The sequence below is a fragment of the Mucilaginibacter sp. PAMB04274 genome (genome assembly GCF_039634385.2).
Taxonomy (GTDB): Bacteria; Bacteroidota; Bacteroidia; order Sphingobacteriales; family Sphingobacteriaceae; genus Mucilaginibacter.
In genome coordinates this window covers 4069251-4092334 of sequence record NZ_CP155081.2, presented here as the reverse complement: position 1 = coordinate 4092334, position 23084 = coordinate 4069251, and the positions used below count along the sequence as shown (strand labels likewise).

The following is a 23084-nucleotide window of genomic DNA, read 5'->3' as shown; positions in this document are numbered from 1 at the left end:
GTTTTGTTGTACGGAAGACCGTGAGTCGGCAGGTCCGTTTTGCTTGTATGTTGTTATTTTGTCTTCGGACTAACGGACTCACCGACTCTCCGAACACTTATTATCTTACCGTTTTGCGGCGGTTTTTAATGTAATCTTCAAATATGTATTCGCCCAACCCGGTTAGCGAGCTGTAAAAAGCCCGGCCACCGTTGGTTTCGGTAAACTTGCGTACAAATTGCTGCAGGTAAGGGTCGCGCGCAATCATAAACGTGGTGATAGGTATTTTAAGGCGTTTACACTGTGCAGCCATATTTAAGGTCTTGTTTACCACTTTACGGTCCAGGCCTATGCTGTTCTTGTAATATTTTGTACCCTCCTTTAAACAGGTGGGTTTACCATCGGTAATCATAAAAATTTGCTTGTTGTGCGTTTTGCGTCGGCGCAGCAAATCGGTAGCCAGTTCTAAACCAGCATAAGTGTTGGTATGGTACGGGCCAACCTGCAGGTATGGTAAGTCTTGCAAGGTGATAGGCCAGGCATCATTACCAAATACCACAATATCTAATGTGTCCTTAGGGTACTTGGTACGAATAAGCTCGGCCAAAGCCATAGCTACTTTTTTAGCCGGCGTAATACGGTCTTCACCGTACAAAATCATTGAATGCGAAATATCGATCATGAGCACTGTTGAGGTGAGGGTTTTGTAATCCATTTCCTCCACTTCAAGGTCGCGCTCGGTCATCATAAAATCGCCAATGCCATGATTAACTTGGGCGTTATGAATAGACTGCGTCATGTCAATCTGATCCAAACTGTCGCCAAATTCAAACTCACGGCGTTCAGAGTTCTTTTCATCGCCCTGGCCTGACTGCGGGGAACGGTGGTTGCCTTTGCCCGACTTTTTAAGCTTGCCGAAAATCTCTTCGAGCGCCGACTGGCGAATGCTTTGCTCTGTTTTAGCCGTAATGTTAAACTCCCCTTTTTGCTGATCTTCTGATAAGTAGCCTTTTTGTTTCAGGTCATCAATAAAGTCACCCATGCCATATTCGTCATTAGTGATATTGTATTGCTTATCCAGTTCATTCATCCAGGTTAAAGCTTCGCCGGCATCGCCCGATGTATAATTGAGCAACTCCATAAAAAGCTTTAATAACTCATCAAACCCGCCTTTCGGAATTTCACGGGGTGTATATTTTGAAAACCCAAAACCACGCATAGGTATACCTTTCTTAGAATAAATTAACGGAAAAAAAGTGGTTAAAGTTTACCAATAATAACCGCAATCGTCAGAATTTGTGGAATTAACAGAATTAAATGACAATAGGTGATAAAGACGGGAGCTAAGAAACAAGATACAGGAAACAAGACTTGACCAGTGTAGCAGATCTTACGGATTGGCTCATGTCAACCTTGGCTTCCGGTTTTTGTTTTCCTGCCCTTATCTAAAACAGGTTATCAGGGTAAACTGGATTGGCACCGCGCTGGCTGGCTACAAAGGCGCCTATTTTGCAGGCTTTTTCCAATATTTGCGGAATGGGCTGTGCTAACAGTAGGCCGGCTACCAAGGTGGCCAGAAAAGAGTCGCCCGCGCCTACGGTATCTTCTACCTGCACCTCAAAACCCGGGTGTTCGTAAAACTCCTCATCATGCCATATAATAGCGCCGTTCTGGCCGCGGGTAACACAAATGGTATTAGAGTGGAACTTCTTGTGAAATTCTACCATTTTATCCTTCAGGCTACCATGCGTGCTGTGGATAAGTAAGTTGGCTTCATCCTCATTCATTTTTACAACATTGGCCAGGGCCGCCAGCGTTTCAATAGTATCTAAGTCATAATGAGGCGGGCGCAGGTTTACATCAAACACTCTTAGCGGTATAGTAAATTCACTTAGCAAATTCAGTAGCGTAGTGCGGGTAGCCTGTTCACGGCTGGCCAGGCTGCCAAATACAATGGCTGCCAATTGCCCGGCGTCGTTCAATAATTCGTCAGTGGGTTGTATGTTATCCCATGCTACCGGCTGAGGGATTGTATAGGTAGCCTGGCCGCTGGCATCAAGCGAAACGGTAACTTCACAAGTAGGCAAATGCCTGTCCCTTTGTATGTACTGAAGTGGTACGTTAGCTTTCTGAAGTTCAAGCAAAAGCTCATCACCCGAGGCATCGGCACCTACACGGCTTACGATGTAAGTAGGTATGCCCTGTTGCGTTAAATGTTGCGCTACGTTGAGCGGTGCGCCACCTATTTTTTTGCCGTCTTCAAAAGTGTCCCATAAAACCTCGCCGAAGCATAGTACCTGTTTGCTCATAAATTTTTAGCAGATGAAGTGTAAATCTAAAAGATTTGGCGGTGAAATTTGTTTACTTTAGTTTTTATGAAAACACGGTTGCTTTTGGGGTTTTTGCTAATGCTTGCCTTAAATGGTTTTGCGCAAGACAGGCCGGCCATTTTAAAAGTACTGGAAACCCAACGGCAGGCCTGGAACCGCGGCGATCTGGAAGGCTATATGCAAGGTTACTGGAAATCAGATTCGCTATTATTTGTAGGAAAAAGCGGTCCCAAATACGGCTGGCAAACTACGCTGGATAATTATAAAAGCGGCTACCCTGACAAAGCCGCGATGGGCCAGCTTGTGTTTAAGATATTAAAAGTGCAGTTACTGGATAAAACCAACGCCTTTGTACTCGGCGGCTGGCAACTACAACGGGATAGAGATGCACCCGGCGGCTACTTTACACTCCTGCTCCGTAAAATAAACGGTGAGTGGAAAGTAGTGGCTGACCATAGCTCTTAGTAGAGCTAAGAAGCAGGACTTTTCCGTCATAGTGAGACTGAAGTGATCTTAGTAAAGAGATTTAAGTCTGACGGCCTAAACTTTTTAAGGTACGCAAGGTTTTTTGTGAATGAATGAAGTTCAGAAAAAGCCTTTTGATATAAACGGCATGCTCAACCGTATTGCGGAGCTTATGGTGCAATATCCTAAGGCGGCTATGTTTCAGTTATACGAGGAGGGTTTTACTTCACTGTTTGAACAGTTACTGTCCTGCATTATTAGCATCCGTACCTTGGATGAGGTATCTATCCCCGTATCAAAGCGATTGTTTGCTAAGGCCCGAACGCCGCGGGAACTGCTTAAACTATCACCGTTGGAGTTAGAAGATGTATGCATGGGTCCTCCTATAACGGACAAAAAGCTTATACTATGCTGAACATTGCTCAAACGGTGATTGACCAGTACAACGGCCAATTGCCAGCCGATTATGAACAGCTTACCAGCTTAAAAGGTGTTGGACCGAAGTGCGCCAACCTGGTTTTAGGCATAGCTGCCCAAAAGCCAGCCATAAGCGTGGATAGCCACGTGCACCGGGTGGTTAACCGCTGGGGATACATTCAAACCGCTCAGCCCGAAAAAACTTTATCGGCTTTAGAGAAACTAGTGCCGCAAGACCGCTGGATTGATATAAATCGCCTGCTAATGCCCTTTGGTAAGTTTCATTGCACCCATAACCTGCCTAAATGCTCAATTTGCCCGGTGTTAGATTATTGCCGGCAGGTTGGGGTAACTCGGCATCGCTAAGCTTAATCGGCAGCATTAATCAACATCGGAACTAATTGGTTGTACCGTCCGTATTGTGCCATATCGGCTAATAGTTTGTAGTACAGTGAGCTGTCTTGATTGATGAAAAATTTCTTGTTTTTGCGGATGGACGGAATGGTACCTATCAAAGTACCAATGGTAGCGCCGGTAAACACATAGGCAGCGTTGTCAGAAAGGGTCGAAGTTTTATAACCGTAGTTACTGCTAGCAGGATTGGTTTTATCCTCGTCAGCCTGGGCAGCCAAATTGAGTGCAGTGATACTACCTATTAACGCCGTACCTAAAATTTTTGACCCTAATGAACCAGTGTGTTTTTTAACTTTAATTTCTTTAATATCTAATGCGTCTATATATAATACATCATCGTTCAGTACAATACCAACACCGTGATTGTATACACGCTCTAAAATGCCGGTTTTTGTACCCTGCGTTGTGTATACCTTTGCTTCATAAAGTACAGGATTTTGTGCCGTTTGTGCATGTACAAAAAGGCAGTTAAAACACAACAGCGCTAAGCTAAGAAGCAGTTTTTTCACTAAAGTATTATTTTTCATCCTTTTAACTTACCTTGGCTCGCCTGCTGCTAAGGCCTTATTGGCACGTTTAACGGCAAGCTCTTCTTTCCAGTCCATATAACGTTTCTTGTAGCGTTTTTTCATAAAGCTGTCCAGTTCGCGCTGAATAGTAAGGTTGTATAAGCTTTTGGCTTTTATACCCCATGATTTATCCCAGGCGCGCAGCGATATAGAAAACGAGCCGTCCAGATACTTCATCCAGTGCCAGTAGCCGGTTGGCATAAACAGGGTGTCGCCATGTTCAAGTACGGTTTCCTGCCCTTCGATGCCGTCCAATGCCGGGAATTTGCTGAAATCCGGATTTTCTATGTCGTAGTCCTCCAGTGCATAAGTAGCAAACGGAATGCGGTATAAACGCTCTTTCCACTTATAGTCAAACAGCATAACGTGTTTGCGCCCATTGAAATGGGTATGAAAAATATGGGCCAGATCTATATCATAATGCAGGAAGGTTACCGAGCCTGCACCACCAAAAAACATGTTAGGATATTTATCTAAAAAGCCCCCCATTAGGTCGGTAGGCGAGCGGTAGTCATCCAGCAAACCTGGTGCATGCTTAATCGGGTCGAATAAAAAAATACGCAGGTCGGTTGGCTCTTTTTGTATCAGGTCAATGTAATCGCCAAATTTCATTTCGGCAGCTGAGGCATTGATGGCCTTGCTAGGGTCGGCTTTTGAGCTGTCATATAAAGGCACTACCTGATCGCCAACGGTTTCTTTCAAATATTCAAAAGTCCATTTTTGTAAAGCAGGCCAGCTTTCGGTAGCCTTGCGAATCACCAAAGGTTTACGCGGATTTAAATAATTTTTTATGAAATCTTCTTTACTAATATTATCAACCCGGTCAATCTGAGAAAGTATTAAACCCATATCATTCACATCAATTTAACATACAAAGTTAACTAAATTTAAAAGTGCCTGCCCAATAACTTTATTTTTGATGTGTTACTGACATAAAACAACAAAGCCCGGCGCTCAAGGCAGCCGGGCTTTTATAAGCTAAAATTAAGGGATCTGGCCTCAAATTAATTAGGCATCAGTACGGTATTTACAACATGTATTACGCCATTCTTTTGAAATACATCGGCAATTGTTACCCATGATTTACCGCCTTTTTCGTCAACTAAATACAGCTTTTTACCGTCAACCATGGCGGTTAATGTACCGCCGCTTACAGTTTTCAGTTCGGCTTTACCGCCGCCTGCTTTAACTTTGGCCATTAGGTTAGCAGCGCTTAAGCGACCGGCTACTACGTGGTAAGTTAACACTTTGGTTAGCGTTGCTTTGTTTTCAGGTTTTAGCAGGGTTGGTACGGTGCCGGCAGGCAGTTTATCAAAAGCCTCATTAGTAGGTGCAAATACAGTAAACGGACCAGTGGTTTTCAACGTTTCAACCAAACCGGCAGCTTTAACAGCGGCAACCAGTGTAGTGTGATCTTTTGAATTCACGGCATTATCAACAATATCTTTATTAGGGTACATGGGCGCACCGCCTACCATTACTGTTTGTGCATAACTTGCAGATGCGGTTGCCATAGCTACTAAAGCAAAAGCCGCGATAAATAATTTTTTCATAGTCTCAAAGATTTATGTGAGTATGTAGCAAGATACGGCTGCCTGTGCTGTTCAGATTTTCAATTTCGGGATACTTGTTAACGCTTTAAGGTGTAAGTAGTTGCGGCTGAATTTAAAACCGGTAGCCGTTAATTCTCGTATAGGGCGGCTGTTAAAAGAAGAGTTCGGCTGCAATATGATCAGCGTAAAGTTTGCCGGGCTGTGTAAGTGTAAGGGTTTGCTGCTGCTGCATAAGCCAGCCTTTATGAATAAAGGGTTGCGCTTCTTTTAGCACAATAGCGGACGCCCCGCTTTGTATACCATTTAGGGTATCAAGGTTTAAACCCCACATGGTGCGTACCGAGGTCATGATGTATTCGTTCAGTCGGTTTTCGGGCGTTAGTTCTTCCACTTCGGCCGGAATGCTGTTGGTGCTCAATGCTTTTAAGTAAAGTGCATTGTTGGCTACGTTCCATTGCCGGGTGTTGCCGTTATATGCGTGTGCCGACGGGCCTATGCCCAGGTAAGGCACACCTGTCCAGTAATTGGAATTATGCCGCGAGTACTGCCCCGGTTTACTGAAGTTAGATATTTCGTAATGCTCAAAACCTTGTTGTTGCATGCGCTCCATAAGCCGTATAAATTGCTCGGCACTTTGCTGGTCATTTATGGGCGGCGTTTGTTTCTTTTTGACGAATGAAGCGAGGGCGGTGCGTGGTTCAACCGTTAATGAATAGGCCGATAGGTGAGGTACATTCATTTCAAATAGCACGGTCATATTATGTTCCCACTTAGCTGAAGTAAGCAATGGGTAACCATAAATTAAATCTGCGGTGATGTTGTCGAAGCCCGCATCCTGCACCCGTTTTACAGCTGTTTCAGCTTCCTCTGCGCGGTGTGCGCGGTTCATCCAAGCTAAATCTTCATCAAAAAAAGATTGTATACCTATGCTAAAGCGGTTGATGGCGGTTTGCCGTAGCGCCAGCACTTTTTCTTTGGTTAAATCATCCGGGTTGGCTTCGAGTGTAATCTCGGCATCAGTGTTAACTTGGTGGTGACGTGCGATAGTATCCAGCAAAAAACTAATCTCGTCCGCATCTAACACCGATGGGGTACCACCGCCAAAATAAATAGTTTCAATATTTGCGCCGTTAAGATAATTTTGCTGCAGGGCTATTTCTTTGCCCAGCGCTTCCACAATCTCCGTACGGTATTTTTGCGAGGTGCTGAAATGAAAGTCGCAATAATGGCAGGCTTGCTTGCAAAACGGAATATGAATATAAATACCTGCCATGTGCGGCAAAGATAAGATTTAAGACAGGCAGTAAGCAAAGTGTGCGCGTCACTTATCTGTAAGATGTTTGTAAGCAGGAAAGCTTGCAGCCTCCAATTACTTGTTTTTCTTAAATGCGGCTATAACAATTAGCCTTAAATGATTGATTTGAGGGCTGATTTTTTTTAGGTACTTTTGCAGCTTAATAGCCCGGCTGTTTAGTACTATGCGGTATATTGCATTATGTTTATTATTATGGTGTGTGTGTGGATTAACTGCGTTTGGCCAAACGGATAGTACCATATACGCCCAGCCCGACAGCGTACCGCAACGCCGCTACTATCAACCGCCGCCTGCAGCCGCCGGCCTGCTCGATTCTGTTGCCAACGCTCTGGCTAACCGGCAACGCTTTATCGGCGATTCATTGTCGCTCATTTATATTAAGCAACCCGATTCGCTTCGTCACAACCAGTTTTTGGATAGTATGTTCAAAACGCAGGTTTATAGTGAATACGGCTTTTATAAACAGGCAGGCAGTGTAAGAAGTATTTTGCGTGAAGGCAGCACCCGCCGCACGCGCGACCAGTGGGTAATTGTAATTATTGTAACCTTACTGGTTTACATGGCTGTATTAAACCGGGCCATGAGTAAGGATATCAGGAACGTACTGCAGTCCTTTTATAACAATCGCATTCTCTCCCAGGTAAGTAAGGAGGAAAACCTACTTAATTCATGGACGTTTTTGGGGCTCTTTATATTGTTCGGGGTTACTTTTGGCCTATTTCTGTACCAGCTTACCGCTTACTATGAGGTGTTTTATAGCATTAGCGGAGTGCAATTATTTGGTTCGTTTGCGTTGCTAATTATTGTTCTATTTGCTGTAAAGCTGCTCGTATTACGTTTTTTAGGTTTAGTTTTTAACGTAAATCGTCTAGTAGGCGAATATACGTCGATCTTATACCTTACCTATTTTAATATCACCTTCGTTTTTTTGCCCGTGTCGCTTTGTTTTAGCTTGCTGGCTGCGCAATATATACCATATGTACTGGGCGTAGCTTTGTTGCTGGTGGTTGTTATCTTTGTGTGGCAATATTTAAGGAGTAGCGTAAATATTATTTCAAACTTTAGATTTCATAAATTTTATTTATTTATCTATCTTTGTGCCCTCGAAATTTGCCCCATTTTGATATTGATTAAGGCACTGAACAATTAGACACTTAGGTAGTTAGAAAGAACAAATTGGAAGACAGAAAGAAAAGGGTTAAGAGTATATTGGTTACCTTGCCCAAACCTGAGAACGACAAAAATCCATACGCTGAGCTGGCTAAGAAACTGAATCTTAAAATTGATTTCAGGTCTTTTATTCACGTGGAGGGTGTACCGGCTAAAGATTTTCGTAAAGAAAGAATTAACCTCGCCGACTTTACAGCAGTAATTTTTACCAGCCGTAACTCGGCCGATCACTTTTTCCGTATTTGCGAAGAAATGCGTTTTGAGGTTCCGGTTGATATGAAGTACTTCTGCTTGTCAGAAACCATTGCCCTTTACCTCCAAAAATACATTCAGTACCGTAAACGTAAAATCTTTTTCGGTAAGCAAACTGCAGCCGATTTGGCAGAGGTGTTGAAGAAGCACTCAGGCGAAAAGTTCCTATACCCATGTTCGGATGTGGCTGCTGAAGAAACGCAGAAGTTCCTGACGGAGAACGGTTACAACTTTACACCGGCAGTGCTTTTCCGTACGGTATGTAGCGACCTGAGTGATCTTGCAGAGGTATTCTATGATGTAATCGCTTTTTTTAGCCCATCAAGTATCCTATCGCTTTATCAAAACTTTCCCGATTTTAAGCAGAACAATACCCGTATTGCTGCCTTTGGCGCTACTACACACAAGGCTGTTTTAGATGCAGGGTTAATACTGGATATTCCGGCACCTACACCTGGCGCTCCTTCAATGACAATGGCCATTGAGCAGTATGTAAAGCAAGCCAATAAGTAAAAATCTTGAGTTTTTTGATCTAAACACCGCAACCTTGCTGGTGCTTTGCCCGTATAAGCCCGTAAAGCTTTGAGAATGTGCTTCTAATTATTATTTTCGACGAGTAATAATGTAAGCTACAGCTTAAAGCTTTAAGGGCATTTTTTATTTATAGATTTAAGTATAAACCTGATTGGAATTTAATTTCAACAGGTATATTGGGGCTTTAAAAACAGACTATTAGATTAAGCACAAAACATGAAGACACGTTACTTTCTTTTGTTATTGTTAGCAGGGGCGATTTTGAGTGGTTGTGGTACAGGCAACAAAGGAGAGGTGTTGGGTGTACGCAGCAAACCTTTCCGAGCAGAATTACCTGCTGGCATGGTTTACATACCGGGTGGTTCTTTCCTGATGGGTCAAACTGATCAGGATGTTACTTTTGCCCAAATAGCGCAAACTAAGCAGGTTACGGTATCTCCGTTTTTTATGGATCAAACAGAGATAACCAATAGCCAGTACAAGGAGTTTGTAAACACCGTACGCGACTCTATTGCTATCACCAACTATTTAAACGACGATAAGTATTACGTCAAATCCAAGGATGCATCTGCCAATGGCAAAAAATACATCAATTGGGATTATGTGAAAAAACATCCGGTCTTTCGCAGTGGTAAAGGTAAAGGGCAAGCCTCAAACGCAGGTAAGCTCGATGGTATGTATTACCAAGGGGATGATCGTGTGTTTGACCGTAACGAGATTGACGTACGCCAGTTAAAATATAACTACGCCATGATGGTGTTACGTAATGCATCCGACCAGCGCTTTGACAAAACCAAAAAACGTTCAGATTTCATTTTACGCGATACTGTTCCTGTTTATCCTGATACGCTGGTTTGGTTAAATGACTTTTCTTATGCGGCTAACGAGCCAATGGTAGAAGGTTATTTCTCGCACCCATCATACCAAAATTATCCGGTAGTAGGCGTTACCTGGCGTCAGGCACGTGCTTTCAGTATTTGGCGCTCACGCGTAAATGATGCAGTTAAAGATGCACATGGACTTCCACACCGTTTGCCTTACAGCTTGCCTACCGAGGCTGAGTTTGAATACGCATCGCGCGGTGGCCGTATCGGTACCGATTACCCTTGGGGTGGTCCGTATATCAAAAATGCTAAAGGCTGTTTACTGGCTAACTTTAAACCCGGCCGTGGTAATTATACTGATGACGGCGGCGCATACACCGTAAACGTACGTTCTTATTTCCCTAATGATTATGGCTTGTACAATATGGCCGGTAACGTATCAGAGTGGACACAGTCTGCCTTTGATGAAGCGGCTTCAACCTTTGTGCATGATATGTCGCCTACATTTAACTATGAGGCCAAAGCCAGCGACCCCGAAGTGCTGAAACGTAAAGTTGTACGCGGCGGTTCATGGAAAGACATTGGCTACTTCCTGCAAAATGCAACCCGTTCTTACGAGTATCAGGATACCGCAAAATCTTACATTGGTTTCCGCTGTGTATCACACTTCGTAGGTCGTGATTTCCGAGACAAACGTTAATATTCGCTCAAACACTCAAATAAACATACATCTAAAAACTACAAACAATTTAATTAATTATGGCTGGCAAGAAAAAAGGAAAATTTGGAATTGGTAACATTGTATCTATTGGTGCATCCGTGGTAATCGTCGGATTGTTATTTAAGATACAGCACTGGCCTTTTGCCACAGTTTTCATTACAGTTGGTTTATTAACCGAAGCATTCCTATTCTTATTATTGGGTTTACAACCTGAACCTACCGAAGTTGACTGGACTAAAGCATATCCTGAATTGGCTGACGATTATACCGGCGAGCCAGTTAAACGCGCTGCTGCGGCTCCGCAACAAGTAAGCACCGGCCATACTGCTGCATTAGATAAAATGCTTGCCGACGCTAAAATTAATCCCGAACTGATTGGTACACTAGGCGAAGGCTTAAGAACTTTTGGCGATAAAGTGGCCAGTATTTCTAAGGTTGCCGACGCTGGTGCAGCTACCAACGAGTTTGCTACTAAATTGAAAGCAGCAGGCGCAAGCTACGATACCCTTAGCGTTGCTTTTTCTAAAGCTTCTGCTAACCTTGAAGAAATGGCTAACTCTAACATTGATTCAAAAGCATATCATGATCAGGTAAACAGCCTGGCCAAAAATTTATCGGCCCTTAATGCTGTTTACGAACTGGAATTGCAAGATTCAAGCGCTCACTTAAAATCGATGAACAAGTTCTACCAGAACCTGTCTTTAACCATGAATAACTTCAACGAGTCATTAGATGATTCAAAACAGTTTAAAGATGAAGTAGGCCGTTTAGCTAAAAACTTAGGCTCATTGAACTCTGTATACGGTAATATGCTGGCAGCTATGAACCAGCCACGTGTTTGATAATTTAAGTAATTAACCTTTTGAAAATTTATTTAAATTAACAACTAACAACACATGGCTGGAGGTAAAGAAACCCCAAGGCAGCGGATGATTGGCATCCTGTACTTGGTTTTATTGGGCTTAGTGGCACTAAACGTGCCGGATAGCTTACTTAACGCATTTAAAAATATTAGTGATAGTTTATCTTCATCAAAATCAAACGTACAAACCGGTATTGATAATACTTACGATGCTTTTGAGAAGACCAAACTTAAAGAGCAACCAGATAGAGCAAAACCTATATACGATAAAGCTAAGCAGGCTAGCCAGGTGGCTAAAGAGCTTGACGACTATGTTGAAGGTCTGAAAAAAGTGCTTATTGACAAAGCCGGTGGTTTTGACGAGAACATTAACGACTGGAAAGGCCGTGATAACCTTGACATCTCTGCTGAAGTGATGATTAACGGTAAAAAGGGCGAGGAGCTACGTAAAAAAATTGACGAGACCCGCGAAAAGTTACTAAACCTGCTTGATCCTAAAGACAGAACTTCAACAAAGTTGTCTTTATCAGCTGATGCGCCAGAAGCTAAAAAAGGCAACGCAAAACTGAAATGGGAAGAAGCTTACTTTGGTGATGGTATTCCGATGGGTGCTGCCATGACTTCATTAACTAAGGTACAGGCAGACGCTAAAAATGCTGAATCGGAAGTTGTAAAGAAGATTTTAGGTAAAGTAGACCAGGCGGTAGTTAATCTGGATAAATTTGCAGCTGTTGCTGTAGCGCCAAGCAGCTACATTATTGCTGGTCAGCCCTATAAAGCTGAGGTGTTCTTAACCGCGTCTGATTCAAAGTCTAACCCTGATATCTCTGTAAACGGTTCGCGTTTACAGGTAAGTGAAGGCCGTGGTACTTATACCACCGGTACAAGCGGCGAAGGTATGCGTACCTGGGTAGGTACCATCCGCGTTCGTCAAAACGATGGTACTATTAAAGAGTACAAAACAGCTCCGCAACAATACCAGGTGGCCAAGCCATCAGCTACAGTTGCTGCCGAGAAGATGAATGTGTTATATATCGGTGTAGCTAACCCATTATCGGTATCTGCGCCGGGTATTCCAAAAGACAAGCTTCGTGTAAGCATGTCGGGCGGATCGGTAAGCGGTTCTAATGGTTCGTTTACTGCTCGTGTAACTTCACCAGGTACAGTTAATGTAACCGTATCGGGCGAAGCATCTCCGGGAAAAAATCAGGTTTTAGGGTCAACTTCTTTCCGTGTAAAACGTATACCAGATCCGGTAGTGATGTTTGGCGGTAAAGATGGCGGTCAAACTTCAACTGCTAACTTAAAAGCGCAGGATAGAGTGTTTGCAAAACTGGAGAATTTCGAATTTGATGCGAACTTTAACATCCAACGTTTTAACCTGTTGATATTGAAACCACGTCAGGATCCTATTTTACTGTCAACCAGCGGTAACCAATTATCAGGTCAAATGCGTGCCGCTATGGCCAGCATTGTACCGGGTACCCGTGTGGCATTCACCAGTGTAATTGCTGTTGGTCCTGATGGTTCACAACGTGGCTTGAAAGACATCATCATTAGTGCAAATTAAAAAAACTTAAAATATGAGACGGAAGATTTTTGTGCTGGGGCTATTGAGTTTAATTTGTTTGAGCACTTACGCTCAAAGGCGCGGCACCACACGTAAACGTACAACTAAAGCAGCAACGCAAAGTAATGTAGCTAATACAACATTTAATGCACAGCCTGCTGTTGATACGGCTAAAAAAGCTAAGCCTTTTGAGCGGCCAATGGATGGCTATTACAAAAAAGCCAACATTTTAAGTGCCCGCGTTACTCCATATGCTAACCTGCGCGAAGCTGACGTTGTGTATTCTAAGCGTGTTTGGCGCGAGCTTGACCTGCGCGAGAAGATGAACCAGTACTTAGGTTCGCCTAAGGCAAGGTTAATTGATGTGCTGATGGAAGCTGTAGATGCCGGTGAGCTTACTGCTTACGATCCTAACCCGAGTAAGGATGATCCTAACGGCGACGGCTTTGCCGTGCCGCTTACCCCAGGTAAAGCTAAAGCCCGCCTGGCAGATAGCGCGGTAGTTGATCAATTTGATGCGCAGGGCAATAAAATTGGCTCTAAATTACAAGCTGGTGATTTTAACCCTGATAGCGTAATTCGTTTCCGTATCAAGGAAGACTGGGTTTTTGACAGACAACGCTCAATTTTTGAGCCGCGTATTATAGGTATTGCGCCTTTAATGAAAATTAAGGCTGCTGGTATCGATACTGATTTTCAGCCTGTTTTCTGGATCTACTTCCCAGAAGCGCGCCAGGTATTAGCTTCTAAAGAAGCGGTAAGCCGCAACAACGATGCCACCGGTTTAAGCTTTGATGACGTGTTTATGAAACGCTTATTTGCCAGTGTAATTGTTAAAGTATCCAATCAGAAAGATGAGCGCATAAAAGATTATGCGCAAGGCATCGATAAACTTTATGAATCTGAAAAAGTAAAGAAATCGCTGATGGATTGGGAACTTGGCTTATGGCAGCACTAATCAAAAGAGTTGATGGTTAAGTAATTGCTTACTTACTCACATCCTTAAATAACAAAAAGCCCTTGCTGCATAGCAAGGGCTTTTTTATTACTTAGCACTTATTACTCGCTGGCCACGGCCTCATCCTGCTTGAAATAGTTAACCACTGCCTGCGCCTGTTTTAGGTTTACAACTTCCTGTAGTTCATCAAGGCTGGCTTCTCGAATTTTCTTAACAGACTTGAAGTATTTAAGCAGCTTTTCGGCTGATAGACGACCAATACCAGGTACAAGTTCCAGCTCTGTGGCTAACGTGCCTTTGTCGCGTTTTTTACGGTGGGCAGTGATACCGAAGCGGTGTGCCTCGTCACGCAGTTGCTGTATTATTTTTAATGACTCGGAGCGTTTGTCAAGGTATAAGGGGTACTGATCGCCTGGATAGAAAATTTCTTCGAGCCGTTTGGCAATACCTATCACAGTTAACTGTTTTTCGATGCCCAACAATTTTAAACTCTTTAAAGCGGCAGAAAGCTGGCCTTTGCCACCATCAATAATCACCAGTTGCGGTAATGACGTGCCTTCATCCAGCAACCGGCGGTAGCGGCGGAACACGGCCTCTTCCATGGTAGCAAAGTCATTGGGCCCCTCAACCGTTTTTACATTAAAAAAGCGGTAATCTTTTTTGGAAGGCCTGGCATCTTTAAATACCACAATGGCCGATACCGGGTACTTACCCTGAAAGTTTGAGTTATCAAAACACTCAATATGACGCGGTAGCTGGTTCATGCGCAAGTCTTTCATCATTTGCGTAAGCAGGCGTTCGGTGCGCACATCGGGATTTAATTTCTCGTATTGCTCCAGCTTATCGCGTTTAAAGAAATGCACATTCTTTTGTGATAAGTCAAGCAATTTTCTTTTTTCGCCCAGTTTGGGTACCGTAAACTTTATATTGTCATCAACCAGTTCAATCTCAAAGGGCACAATAATCTCTTTCGATTTGCTGTTAAACCGCGTCCTAAACTCAGATATAGCAAAAGTCAGCAATTCAGCATCACTTTCATCCAGCCGCTTTTTTAACTCTATGGTTTGTGTTTGGGTAATTGTACCGTTCATCACTTTCAAAAAGTTCACAAACGCATGCTTCTCATCAGAGGCGATACTAAATACGTCAACATCGGTGATAGACGAATTAACAACAGTAGATTTACTTTGATAGTTGATGAGTAAATCATATTTGCGCTTTAACCTGTGCGCCAGTTCAAAGTCAAGATTGGAAGCGGCCCCTTCCATGTCGCGTTTCAGATCTTTCAGTACACTACCAATCTTTCCATTCAATATATCCATTATTTCGTTGATGCTACGGTTGTAGTCATCTTCGGTTTGGTAGTTTTGGCAGGGGCCTTTACAATTGCCCAACTGATACTCGAGGCAAACCTTAAATTTACCGGCATTAATGTTTTCGGGCGTTAAGGCCAAATTGCATGTGCGTAACGCATAGGTTTCGCGTATTACACCCAATATGGTATGCATCATGCTTACCGAAGGGTAAGGTCCTAAGTATTTGGAGCCATCGCGCACAATATTACGTGTCCAGTAAATGCGGGGGAAACGCTCGTTTTTAATAACAATCCACGGGTAGGTCTTGTCGTCCTTTAAATCTATGTTGTACTTAGGCTTGTGCTTTTTAATTAAGCTGTTCTCGAGCAGCCAGGCATCTACTTCGGTATCAACAATGGTAAAGGTAATATTGCGGATTTTTGACACCAATACCCGCGTTTTGGAACTAAGCTGGTGATCTTTAACAAAGTAAGATGATACCCGATTGCGCAGATCTTTAGCCTTACCAATGTAAATTAGTTCATTACTATCATCCCAGTATTGGTAAACACCAGGTTTATGCGGTATCTTTTTTAATGCTTCTTTATAGTCAAACATATCATCCTCAAACCCTTTAATGGCGAAGCACAAGAGTTGTTAACATCTGTTAATAAATGTAATTACGTTTACTTTTGTTTCAACTGTAGCACAATACAAACGCCCATTCAAACAAAATTTGAACGGGCGTTTGTATGAAGTATTGTTTACGCTACGGCTTAAAAGCCCAATTTATTGTCTACCTCGGCTGTTTCCTGTTGCTGCTGCCCGTAAGCATTACAATCCAGCGTAACGTTGATGCCGCTTTTAGGCTGCGCAAAATCAATATTCTGCTTAATGCCTAAGGAGGGGTTGGCATAAATCTTCTTCATGTACAATGCAAAAACAGGAAGGGCAGAGTTGGCGCCCTCACCCAGGTTAGTAGAGCGGAAGTGAATAGCCCGGTCTTCGCAGCCCGTCCAAACACCGGTTACCAGTTGAGGGGTTATCCCAATAAACCAGCCATCGGAGTTATTTTGGGTAGTACCGGTTTTACCGCCAATGGGATTACGTAAGCCATATTTGCTGCGTAAGCGCCAGCCTGTACCTTCATCAACCACGCCTTTTAACATATAGGTCATTACATAGGCTGTTTGCGGATTCATGGCTTGTACAACGCGGGCTTTATGGTCATATAACAAGTTGCCGTTCTTGTCTTCAATACGCAGTAAATAGGTAGGTTCCGTCCACAATCCTTCGTTAGCAAACACGCCGTAGGCACCGGTCATATCATATAATGAGGCATCAAACGTGCCTAAACAGATAGACGGATAAGCCGGAACATTGCTGGTAACGCCCATCTTTTTAATCAGGTCAGCAACGGGCTGCGGCGTAACTTCTTTCATTACGTGTGCCGTAACCCAGTTTTGCGAACGCGCCAGTGCCTTGCGCAAGGTGATCATGCCATGTACAGTCTCTGACGGATTTGAGCCAGGTGCCCAGGGTTTACCATAATTGTAAATGGTATCGGGTACGTTATTCACCTGCATACATGGCGAAAAGCCATTCTCGATAGCTACCGAGTAGGTAAACGGCTTGGCAGTTGAACCTACCTGGCGCGTACCCATCTTTACCTGGTCGTATTTAAAATGCTCGTAGTTGATGCCGCCCACCCATGCTTTAACATAGCCTGTGGTAGGGTCCATGCTCATCATGGCGTTACGTAACAACATTTTACAATATACTACCGAGTCAACCGGTTTCATGGTGGTGTCAATATTACCATGCCAGGTAAATAAATTCATACTGGTTGGCGTGTTAAAATCCTGCCTGATTTCCTCGTCAGACTTGCCCTGTTGCTTTAAAGATTTATACCGGTCTGAACGTTTCATGCCCTGATCCATCAGCATACCAAAATCCGGAACACTTTTCCATAAGCTGCGGCCGCGCCAGTGCTGGTTAAATTGCTGCTGCAGCTGTTTCATGTATTCTTTTTGTGCCTCTTCGGCATACTGCTGCATGGTGTAGTTAAGGGTAGTGTATATTTTTAATCCGTCGCGGTCTAGATCGTAAGGCGTTCCGTCAGATTTATGCAGGTCTTGCTCGTTCAGTATACGTTGTACATCCTTTTTAAGCACCGAGCGGAAATAAGTAGCCAGACCTTCGTTATGGTCACTCGGGTGGAAATTTAGGCCCAGCGATTTGCTTTTGTATTCTTCTGCCTGGCCATCGCTTAAATAACCCTCTTCGGTCATGCGGCGTAATACAAAATTGCGACGGGTTATAGCATTTTCGGGGTGGCGTATAGGTGAATAAATACCGGGACCGTTTACCATGCCAATGAGCAAGGCGGCCTGATCGGGTGTCAATTTATCTGGCGTTGTATTAAAGTAGGTAGCCGCAGCCGAACTAATGCCAAACGTATTATACGCGCCAAAATCTACCGTGTTGAGGTACATGGTAATGATTTCTTCCTTGGTATAATTGCGCTCCAGGCGTACGGCAATAACCCATTCCTGTAGTTTTTGCCTGATACGGGTAAGACGATCATGCGAACGCTCTGAAAAAAGATTGAGTGCCAGCTGTTGCGTAATGGTACTGCCACCTTGTTTTTTACCAATTAAGTTATAAAAGATAATGGTGAAAGCGCGGCCAAAATCAATACCTGAGTGATTGTAAAAACGATTATCCTCAGTGGCTACCAGTGCATGTATCACATTTGGCGATATTTGGCTGTAACTTACGTTTGAGCGGTTTTGCACGTAATATTTACCCAAAATCTTTTTATCAGATGACATTATTTCAGAAGCCTGGTTACTTTTTGGATTCTCCAAATCGCGGAAAGAAGGTAGGGGACCAAATACGCCAAAGGCAGTAAGCGCTATAATTAATATAAAGAAGGCCAGACAGCCCAGGGCTATTTTCCAGATGAGCCAGTTATAACTGCGTATTTCGGGTTTAGAGAGCTTAACAATCATGCTTAAAAGTTTTTCTGATAGTACTCAACGTAGCTATCCAGTAATTTTCGGTCGGCTAATTTATCCAGATTTTCTTGAGTGATGATAAAAAAGCTGTATTTATCGGCCGGCACCTTCATTATCTGCGGCATTAACGGTACAATTTTGCGCGCGTAGGCTTTAGCATCCTCTAAGTTATTAAAACGGCCCACATAAATGAGCTGGTTATCTGTCCCTACAGGTTTAAGCTGGTGCTTAATAGCGCTACCCTGGTAACTGGTGCGGTTAAACTGCCCAACCCCAAACCTTGATGAAGCCAGGTTGGTAGTACCGCTGTTTACATTAATGGCAAAGTAATAATTTGTACTATCGCGGTTATTGAAGATAGATGGAGCAGCCGGCGGCGGTGTGCGAGGTGTTGCAGCCGCATTTACGGAGAGCGGCTTAACAACTGGCTCTGTTACTGCAGCTTTTTCAACCGGCTTTGCCACTGCGGGCTGGGTTGGTTCCTTAACCGCAGGTTGCGAACGGGTTGCTGCTGCCAACGGTTGCTGCACAACCGGAGCTGGTATAAAGCTGGCGGCGTTTGGGTCGCTGTCAATAATGGCAAATTTGCGGGCAGCCATTTCGGTTATGTTGGCGTCAATGTAAGCCAGGTGCTGTCTTACTAAAGGCGTAATCAGTTCATCATTAGCATATTTATTTACTATCTGAAGTAATTCGCTCTGGAATGGTGTTACTTTTTCCTGATGGCCCGATGCTATAGCGCGTAAATAGGCAATCTGTGCGGCAAACTTGTTATCAGGGTTTTGTTTCAGCAAATCATCGGCATGGATAATTACCTGTGGGTACTGGCGTGCTGCATACTCATCATATAGCTTATTATAAAAATAGCTTAGCTCAGCATCCTGATCGTTCATGCGGCGGGCATAATCCGGGTCGGTAATGACCTTGGCATAGGTGCTTTGCGGAAACTGCGCAATGAGCATGTTTTTATACTCGTCTGATTTCGTCTTATCTACATCAGCATACAAACGGTACAGGTTATAGTAGCTGGCCGCTAAATTTTCATCTTTAGGGAAACGCTTAACCAGCTGCTCATAAATGGCAATAGCCTCTGGTTTGTCGTTCAGCACATCGCGGTAAAATACGGCCAGATCCAAGTATGCATTATATATACGCAGGTTAGATTGCGCCATTAAAGCCGGTGTAAGCGGAATGTTTTGCTCCAGCTGCTGGCGGTAATTGGTGGTTACCACATCGGCAGTGCTTTTTTGTGTTAAGCCGGGCAGTACGGCAGGGTCAACGTTTTGTGTAGTATTTAAGGTATTGGTGGTAATGTCACTATTATAACGTACGCTTCTGCGCCAGTTATCTTCTAACTTGCGGTTGCCCCATTTGCGCTTAAAATCCGTAAACCCCTGGCTCACCGCGTTTACATTGTTAAAGTAAAACCCGCTTCCGGCGTTAGATGGGGTGCCTTGCACAGCCGTATTGTCATCTAACATGGGTTGCGCATTGGTGGTGGTGTATGGAGAATTAGCGTTTGTGTTGTTAGCGGCTAACTGCTGCCCTTGTACACGGGTAAGCTCAGCAATACGTTGTGCGCGTGCCGGCTCATCTAATTTGGCTAAGGCTTGCAGGGTATCTTCACGGGCAATGGTTTGCAGCCTATCGGCCAGTAGTTGCAAGTTATCGGCCTTTTTGCGTATGGTTTGGTACCCAGGATAATTGGGTGATAAATTGAGTAGGGTGCTATCATAGTATTGCTTGGCCTTCGCATAGTCGCCATTGGTTTTAAAGCTAATATCGGCCAGGCGCAAATAGCTCAAACCTTTTTGTGTTTGATTTTTAAGGCTGCTCTTAATAGACTGGTTATAGTTTTTGATCGCTTCGTCGGTCTTGTTATCGGTAAGGGCCAACTCGCCCAACTGGTAGTAGATCTGATCGGTAAACTCTTCGTTATTTTCGTTACGCAAAAGGCTTTTAAGGCGGTCGGCACGGCTCAGGTGGCGGCCGTTTTGGGTATCCTCAATGCGGATGCGGTTCAGCTCAGCATTAAATGCCATTATAAACGGGGCATTACTTTTAACAACTCGTGTGTAATTGGTATAAGCATCGGCGGGTTGGCGGGTGAGTTCCTGTAGTTGCGCCAAAATAAATGTCCACCTTAAGCGTAGCTGGTTTTGCTTGCTTAGTTCAATAGCCTTTTGCGCCATGTTAATGGCCTCCGGATAGTTTTGTGCTGCTGTGTAATATTGTAGGCCGGCAGCGTAAATGTAACCCGTTTGGGTCTTTGTTTTTGGCGTAGCATTAAGCAAAGCGGTATCCAGTACGTTTTTAGCAAGACCTAATTGATCCAGATATACATACGAGCGTATTTGCCAGGCACGCGCCTCTTGCACCAGGTCGGGTTTGTTGGCAAACGAACGGATCACATAACCAAAGTACTCTACGGCATTAAAATAATCGGCATTTAAATGGGCTGCCTTACCCAACAACAAATAAGCATCGCCTATATAATGGCTCTGTTCTTTAATACTAATAATGGCGTTAGCTTTAGCAACAACTGCTTCCAGGTCTTTATCGCCGGTTGCCAGGTGCGATGCCGTATCCTGATAAACGTTTAACAACTGATCGTAATCATCTACAAAGGTAGTGGCATAGGTTTCCTGCTTCTGCCTGAGCAGCTCATTGGCGTTAAAAAGTATATTATAACGTGCGGTTAAGTTTTGTAGTCCGCGATTTACGGCGCTTTCCTTTTCGAGCGAACAGCCAACCACCAGCACAAGCAGGGCGGTAACCGTTAGCGGCATTATTTTTTTGATATCCTTGAACACTAAATCGGGTTTTATAAAAAGCCTGGCTAATTTACTAAATACTATGTAACCGTTTCATAAATTTGTAGGCTAATAATAGCATTAGCTACAATACCTTAAATGAATAAGCCTGCTAACGATTATATAAAGTATACGGGAATTGCGTTTCAAATGATTGCCATAATTGGTGTTTTATCATTTGTGGGATATGAAATTGATAAACGCAGCGCACATGCTACGCCCTGGGTTACGGCGGCTATGTCACTGGCCGGAGTTTTTATTTCGTTGTACCTGGTCATCAAATCCGTTAAAGATTGAAAAGATTTTTTATTGCCTTTGGTATAACCACCCTGGCCATTGGGCTGCCACCTGCGCTGATCAATTATGCAGGTAACGCGGCCTGGCTTATCCCCGGCTTTTGGCTCATCTTCCAGTTTTTTTCATCACTAACATTCCTAATTAGCCTAAGTGTGATATGGGCTCAACAAAAAAACGGCACACTGGGCGGACAAGTGTTTTTAGGAGCCACTACACTAAAACTGCTTTTGTGTATGACAATAGCCCTTATTTACACGCACAGATACAAGGTAAACGACATTGTTTTTGTACTCAACTATTTTTATCTATATTTCTTATACACAGCCTTTGAAATTTACAGTTTGTTGAGTAACTTGCGCGTCCAAAATAAAAAGTAAAAATCTCGCAATTAATGGATTTTAGGCACATTTTGAACTCAAAAAAAATATTCCTTCGGTTAATTTTAGGTGTTCTTTTTACACTAACCACGTGTAAAACTTTCGCTATACAACACGAAGAAGCATCCGCAGAGGCTAAAAATGCAGAACAGGAAGCCTTCAATCCAACCACTGCAATTCTGGAGCACATTGCCGACTCGCACTATTGGCACTTGTGGGGTGAAACATCATTGCCGTTGCCAATTATTCTTTTTACCGACAAGGGAACTGAATTTTTCTCGGCAGCAAATTTTCACCACGGGCATGAGGCTTATCAGGCTAAGTTCTATACCTACAAACTGGTAGAAGATAAGATAAGGGTAGTAAATGCCGCCGGCGAAGTTGATAAGGAAGCCTCAAAGCATGTTTACGATTTCTCGATCACGAAAAACGTATTGGCTATGTGGTTAGCCGGTATCATATTGTTCGTGATCTTCTTTACTGTTGCCGCTGCTTATAAAAAGCGTGAAGGTAAAGCGCCAAAAGGTTTGCAATCGCTTATTGAGCCGGTTATTATGTTTGTGCGTGATGAAATTGCCCGCCCTAATATTGGTTACCGTTACCAGCGTTATATGCCTATTTTGTTAACCATATTCTTCTTTATCTGGATCAATAACCTGATGGGCTTGATTCCGATATTCCCAGGAGGTGCTAACGTTACAGGTAATATTCTGCTTACGTTTGTAATGGCTTTCATTGTATTAATAGTGGTAAACTTCAGCGCTAACAAATACTACTGGAAACACATTTTTATGCCGCCTGTACCGGTTTGGTTATATCCTATCATGATCCCGGTGGAGCTGATCGGTGTAATCTCTCGTCCGTTTGCATTAATGATACGTTTGTATGCTAACATTTCGGCAGGTCACATCATCGTGTTGAGTTTGATATCGTTGATCTTCATTTTCAAAACGTTGTGGATTGCGCCGGTATCTATCGTATTCGTACTGTTTATGGATGTGCTGGAGTTACTGGTAGCATTTTTACAAGCGTTTATTTTTACCATGCTTACTGCGCTGTTTATTGGTACTGCAGTTGAGGAGCATCACCACTAATTTGTAAATAATTATACACTATATTTAACTTTTAAATTTAACAAACATGACTGGAAGTATTGCTGCATTAGGTGCAGGTTTAGCGGTTATCGGTGCAGGTATCGGTATCGGTCAGGTAGGTGGCAAAGCCATGGAAGGTATTGCTCGTCAGCCTGAAGCTTCTTCAAAAATTCAAACTGCAATGATCATCGCTGCCGCTCTTATCGAGGGTGTTGCACTGTTCGGTGTGGTAGTTGCACTGTTGGGTAAATAATC

At 43.5% G+C, this 23084-nt stretch carries 22 protein-coding genes; 13 read left to right on the top strand and 9 right to left on the bottom strand.

What is annotated here, in order from left to right; translation table 11 throughout:
* Nucleotides 1-100: 100 nt before the first annotated feature.
* Together ABDD95_RS17235 and ABDD95_RS17230 are read right to left on the bottom strand one after the other, a co-directional pair.
* The gene (locus tag ABDD95_RS17235; RefSeq protein WP_345948579.1) at nucleotides 101-1198 is read right to left on the bottom strand and encodes a VWA domain-containing protein; all 1098 of its coding nucleotides are present in this window, start codon (nucleotides 1196-1198) and stop codon (nucleotides 101-103) included.
* Between the two features lie 226 nt (nucleotides 1199-1424).
* Nucleotides 1425-2288, bottom strand: a complete 864-nt coding sequence (locus ABDD95_RS17230) for a carbohydrate kinase (RefSeq protein WP_345948578.1) — start codon at nucleotides 2286-2288, stop codon at nucleotides 1425-1427.
* Nucleotides 2289-2354: 66 nt separating this feature from the next.
* On the opposite strand from ABDD95_RS17230, the gene ABDD95_RS17225 reads away from it, so the two are divergent.
* The 3 genes from ABDD95_RS17225 to ABDD95_RS17215 all read left to right on the top strand — a co-directional run bounded on the left by ABDD95_RS17225 (nucleotide 2355) and on the right by ABDD95_RS17215 (nucleotide 3557).
* Nucleotides 2355-2774: a nuclear transport factor 2 family protein gene (locus tag ABDD95_RS17225; RefSeq protein ID WP_345948577.1), complete on the top strand. Its 420-nt coding sequence runs from the start codon at nucleotides 2355-2357 to the stop codon at nucleotides 2772-2774.
* Between the two features lie 109 nt (nucleotides 2775-2883).
* Nucleotides 2884-3189 (top strand): hypothetical protein, encoded by a 306-nt coding sequence (locus ABDD95_RS17220; protein ID WP_345948576.1) that lies wholly within the window; start codon nucleotides 2884-2886, stop codon nucleotides 3187-3189.
* Complete coding sequence (locus tag ABDD95_RS17215; protein ID WP_345948575.1) at nucleotides 3183-3557, top strand: hypothetical protein; 375 nt, start codon at nucleotides 3183-3185, stop codon at nucleotides 3555-3557. Before ABDD95_RS17220 ends, ABDD95_RS17215 begins: the two co-directional genes overlap by 7 nt.
* 2 nt (nucleotides 3558-3559) lie before the next feature.
* Here ABDD95_RS17215 and ABDD95_RS17210 read toward each other — a convergent pair whose 3' ends face one another.
* From ABDD95_RS17210 to hemW, 4 genes are all read right to left on the bottom strand, one after another.
* Nucleotides 3560-4114, bottom strand: a complete 555-nt coding sequence (locus ABDD95_RS17210; RefSeq protein ID WP_345948574.1) for a hypothetical protein — start codon at nucleotides 4112-4114, stop codon at nucleotides 3560-3562.
* Between the two features lie 27 nt (nucleotides 4115-4141).
* Entirely contained in the window at nucleotides 4142-5023 is an 882-nt protein-coding gene (locus tag ABDD95_RS17205; protein ID WP_345948573.1) for a cupin-like domain-containing protein, read from the bottom strand.
* A gap of 155 nt (nucleotides 5024-5178) precedes the next feature.
* Entirely contained in the window at nucleotides 5179-5727 is a 549-nt protein-coding gene (locus tag ABDD95_RS17200) for a fasciclin domain-containing protein (RefSeq protein WP_345948572.1), read from the bottom strand.
* 151 nt (nucleotides 5728-5878) lie between these two features.
* Nucleotides 5879-7000, bottom strand: coding sequence for a radical SAM family heme chaperone HemW (gene hemW / locus ABDD95_RS17195; RefSeq protein ID WP_345948571.1), 1122 nt, complete (start codon nucleotides 6998-7000; stop codon nucleotides 5879-5881).
* A gap of 241 nt (nucleotides 7001-7241) precedes the next feature.
* Between hemW and ABDD95_RS17190 the strand changes: the two genes are divergently transcribed.
* The 6 genes from ABDD95_RS17190 (at nucleotide 7242) to gldN (ending at nucleotide 13933) form a co-directional block, all read left to right on the top strand.
* Nucleotides 7242-8192 (top strand): DUF4271 domain-containing protein, encoded by a 951-nt coding sequence (locus ABDD95_RS17190; RefSeq protein ID WP_345948570.1) that lies wholly within the window; start codon nucleotides 7242-7244, stop codon nucleotides 8190-8192.
* Nucleotides 8193-8218: 26 nt separating this feature from the next.
* Nucleotides 8219-8977 (top strand): uroporphyrinogen-III synthase, encoded by a 759-nt coding sequence (locus ABDD95_RS17185; RefSeq protein ID WP_345948569.1) that lies wholly within the window; start codon nucleotides 8219-8221, stop codon nucleotides 8975-8977.
* 237 nt (nucleotides 8978-9214) lie between these two features.
* On the top strand, nucleotides 9215-10522 hold the full coding sequence (locus ABDD95_RS17180) for an SUMF1/EgtB/PvdO family nonheme iron enzyme (protein ID WP_345948568.1): 1308 nt from the start codon (nucleotides 9215-9217) through the stop codon (nucleotides 10520-10522).
* A gap of 59 nt (nucleotides 10523-10581) precedes the next feature.
* Nucleotides 10582-11385 (top strand): gliding motility protein GldL, encoded by an 804-nt coding sequence (gldL, locus tag ABDD95_RS17175; protein ID WP_345948567.1) that lies wholly within the window; start codon nucleotides 10582-10584, stop codon nucleotides 11383-11385.
* Between the two features lie 54 nt (nucleotides 11386-11439).
* Nucleotides 11440-12975, top strand: coding sequence for a gliding motility protein GldM (gene gldM, locus ABDD95_RS17170; RefSeq protein WP_345948566.1), 1536 nt, complete (start codon nucleotides 11440-11442; stop codon nucleotides 12973-12975).
* Nucleotides 12976-12988: 13 nt separating this feature from the next.
* Complete coding sequence (gene gldN, locus ABDD95_RS17165; RefSeq protein ID WP_345948565.1) at nucleotides 12989-13933, top strand: gliding motility protein GldN; 945 nt, start codon at nucleotides 12989-12991, stop codon at nucleotides 13931-13933.
* Between the two features lie 101 nt (nucleotides 13934-14034).
* Here gldN and uvrC read toward each other — a convergent pair whose 3' ends face one another.
* The 3 genes from uvrC to ABDD95_RS17150 form a co-directional block, all read right to left on the bottom strand.
* Entirely contained in the window at nucleotides 14035-15846 is a 1812-nt protein-coding gene (gene uvrC, locus ABDD95_RS17160; RefSeq protein ID WP_345948564.1) for an excinuclease ABC subunit UvrC, read from the bottom strand.
* Nucleotides 15847-16004: 158 nt separating this feature from the next.
* Complete coding sequence (locus ABDD95_RS17155; RefSeq protein ID WP_345948563.1) at nucleotides 16005-18242, bottom strand: transglycosylase domain-containing protein; 2238 nt, start codon at nucleotides 18240-18242, stop codon at nucleotides 16005-16007.
* Between the two features lie 2 nt (nucleotides 18243-18244).
* Nucleotides 18245-21061 carry a tetratricopeptide repeat protein gene (locus ABDD95_RS17150; RefSeq protein WP_345948562.1) on the bottom strand — a complete coding sequence of 939 codons (2817 nt, stop codon included), beginning with the start codon at nucleotides 21059-21061 and terminating at the stop codon, nucleotides 18245-18247.
* Between the two features lie 99 nt (nucleotides 21062-21160).
* Between ABDD95_RS17150 and ABDD95_RS17145 the strand changes: the two genes are divergently transcribed.
* From ABDD95_RS17145 to atpE, 4 genes are read left to right on the top strand one after another with little or no spacing between them, the layout of a single operon-like run.
* Nucleotides 21161-21358, top strand: coding sequence for an AtpZ/AtpI family protein (locus ABDD95_RS17145; RefSeq protein ID WP_345948561.1), 198 nt, complete (start codon nucleotides 21161-21163; stop codon nucleotides 21356-21358).
* Nucleotides 21355-21735 (top strand): hypothetical protein, encoded by a 381-nt coding sequence (locus ABDD95_RS17140; RefSeq protein ID WP_345948560.1) that lies wholly within the window; start codon nucleotides 21355-21357, stop codon nucleotides 21733-21735. The genes ABDD95_RS17145 and ABDD95_RS17140 overlap by 4 nt, the downstream gene beginning before the upstream one ends.
* Nucleotides 21736-21767: 32 nt before the next feature.
* On the top strand, nucleotides 21768-22829 hold the full coding sequence (gene atpB, locus ABDD95_RS17135; protein ID WP_345948559.1) for a F0F1 ATP synthase subunit A: 1062 nt from the start codon (nucleotides 21768-21770) through the stop codon (nucleotides 22827-22829).
* A 46-nt stretch (nucleotides 22830-22875) separates the two neighbouring features.
* On the top strand, nucleotides 22876-23082 hold the full coding sequence (gene atpE / locus ABDD95_RS17130) for an ATP synthase F0 subunit C (protein WP_157540113.1): 207 nt from the start codon (nucleotides 22876-22878) through the stop codon (nucleotides 23080-23082).
* The last annotated feature ends 2 nt before the right edge of the window (nucleotides 23083-23084 follow it).

Excerpts from the sequence above, each read along its gene's own strand:
- ABDD95_RS17235 (WP_345948579.1), bottom strand. The coding sequence starts at position 1,198 with ATGCGTGGTTTTGGGTTTTCAAAATATACACCCCGTGAAATTCCGAAA.
- ABDD95_RS17230 (WP_345948578.1), bottom strand. The coding sequence starts at position 2,288 with ATGAGCAAACAGGTACTATGCTTCGGCGAGGTTTTATGGGACACTTTT.
- ABDD95_RS17225 (WP_345948577.1), top strand. The coding sequence starts at position 2,355 with ATGAAAACACGGTTGCTTTTGGGGTTTTTGCTAATGCTTGCCTTAAAT.
- ABDD95_RS17220 (WP_345948576.1), top strand. The coding sequence starts at position 2,884 with ATGAATGAAGTTCAGAAAAAGCCTTTTGATATAAACGGCATGCTCAAC.
- ABDD95_RS17215 (WP_345948575.1), top strand. The coding sequence starts at position 3,183 with ATGCTGAACATTGCTCAAACGGTGATTGACCAGTACAACGGCCAATTG.
- ABDD95_RS17205 (WP_345948573.1), bottom strand. The coding sequence starts at position 5,023 with ATGGGTTTAATACTTTCTCAGATTGACCGGGTTGATAATATTAGTAAA.
- ABDD95_RS17200 (WP_345948572.1), bottom strand. The coding sequence starts at position 5,727 with ATGAAAAAATTATTTATCGCGGCTTTTGCTTTAGTAGCTATGGCAACC.
- hemW (WP_345948571.1), bottom strand. The coding sequence starts at position 7,000 with ATGGCAGGTATTTATATTCATATTCCGTTTTGCAAGCAAGCCTGCCAT.
- ABDD95_RS17180 (WP_345948568.1), top strand. The coding sequence starts at position 9,215 with ATGAAGACACGTTACTTTCTTTTGTTATTGTTAGCAGGGGCGATTTTG.
- gldL (WP_345948567.1), top strand. The coding sequence starts at position 10,582 with ATGGCTGGCAAGAAAAAAGGAAAATTTGGAATTGGTAACATTGTATCT.
- gldM (WP_345948566.1), top strand. The coding sequence starts at position 11,440 with ATGGCTGGAGGTAAAGAAACCCCAAGGCAGCGGATGATTGGCATCCTG.
- gldN (WP_345948565.1), top strand. The coding sequence starts at position 12,989 with ATGAGACGGAAGATTTTTGTGCTGGGGCTATTGAGTTTAATTTGTTTG.
- uvrC (WP_345948564.1), bottom strand. The coding sequence starts at position 15,846 with ATGTTTGACTATAAAGAAGCATTAAAAAAGATACCGCATAAACCTGGT.
- ABDD95_RS17155 (WP_345948563.1), bottom strand. The coding sequence starts at position 18,242 with ATGATTGTTAAGCTCTCTAAACCCGAAATACGCAGTTATAACTGGCTC.
- ABDD95_RS17145 (WP_345948561.1), top strand. The coding sequence starts at position 21,161 with ATGAATAAGCCTGCTAACGATTATATAAAGTATACGGGAATTGCGTTT.
- atpE (WP_157540113.1), top strand. The coding sequence starts at position 22,876 with ATGACTGGAAGTATTGCTGCATTAGGTGCAGGTTTAGCGGTTATCGGT.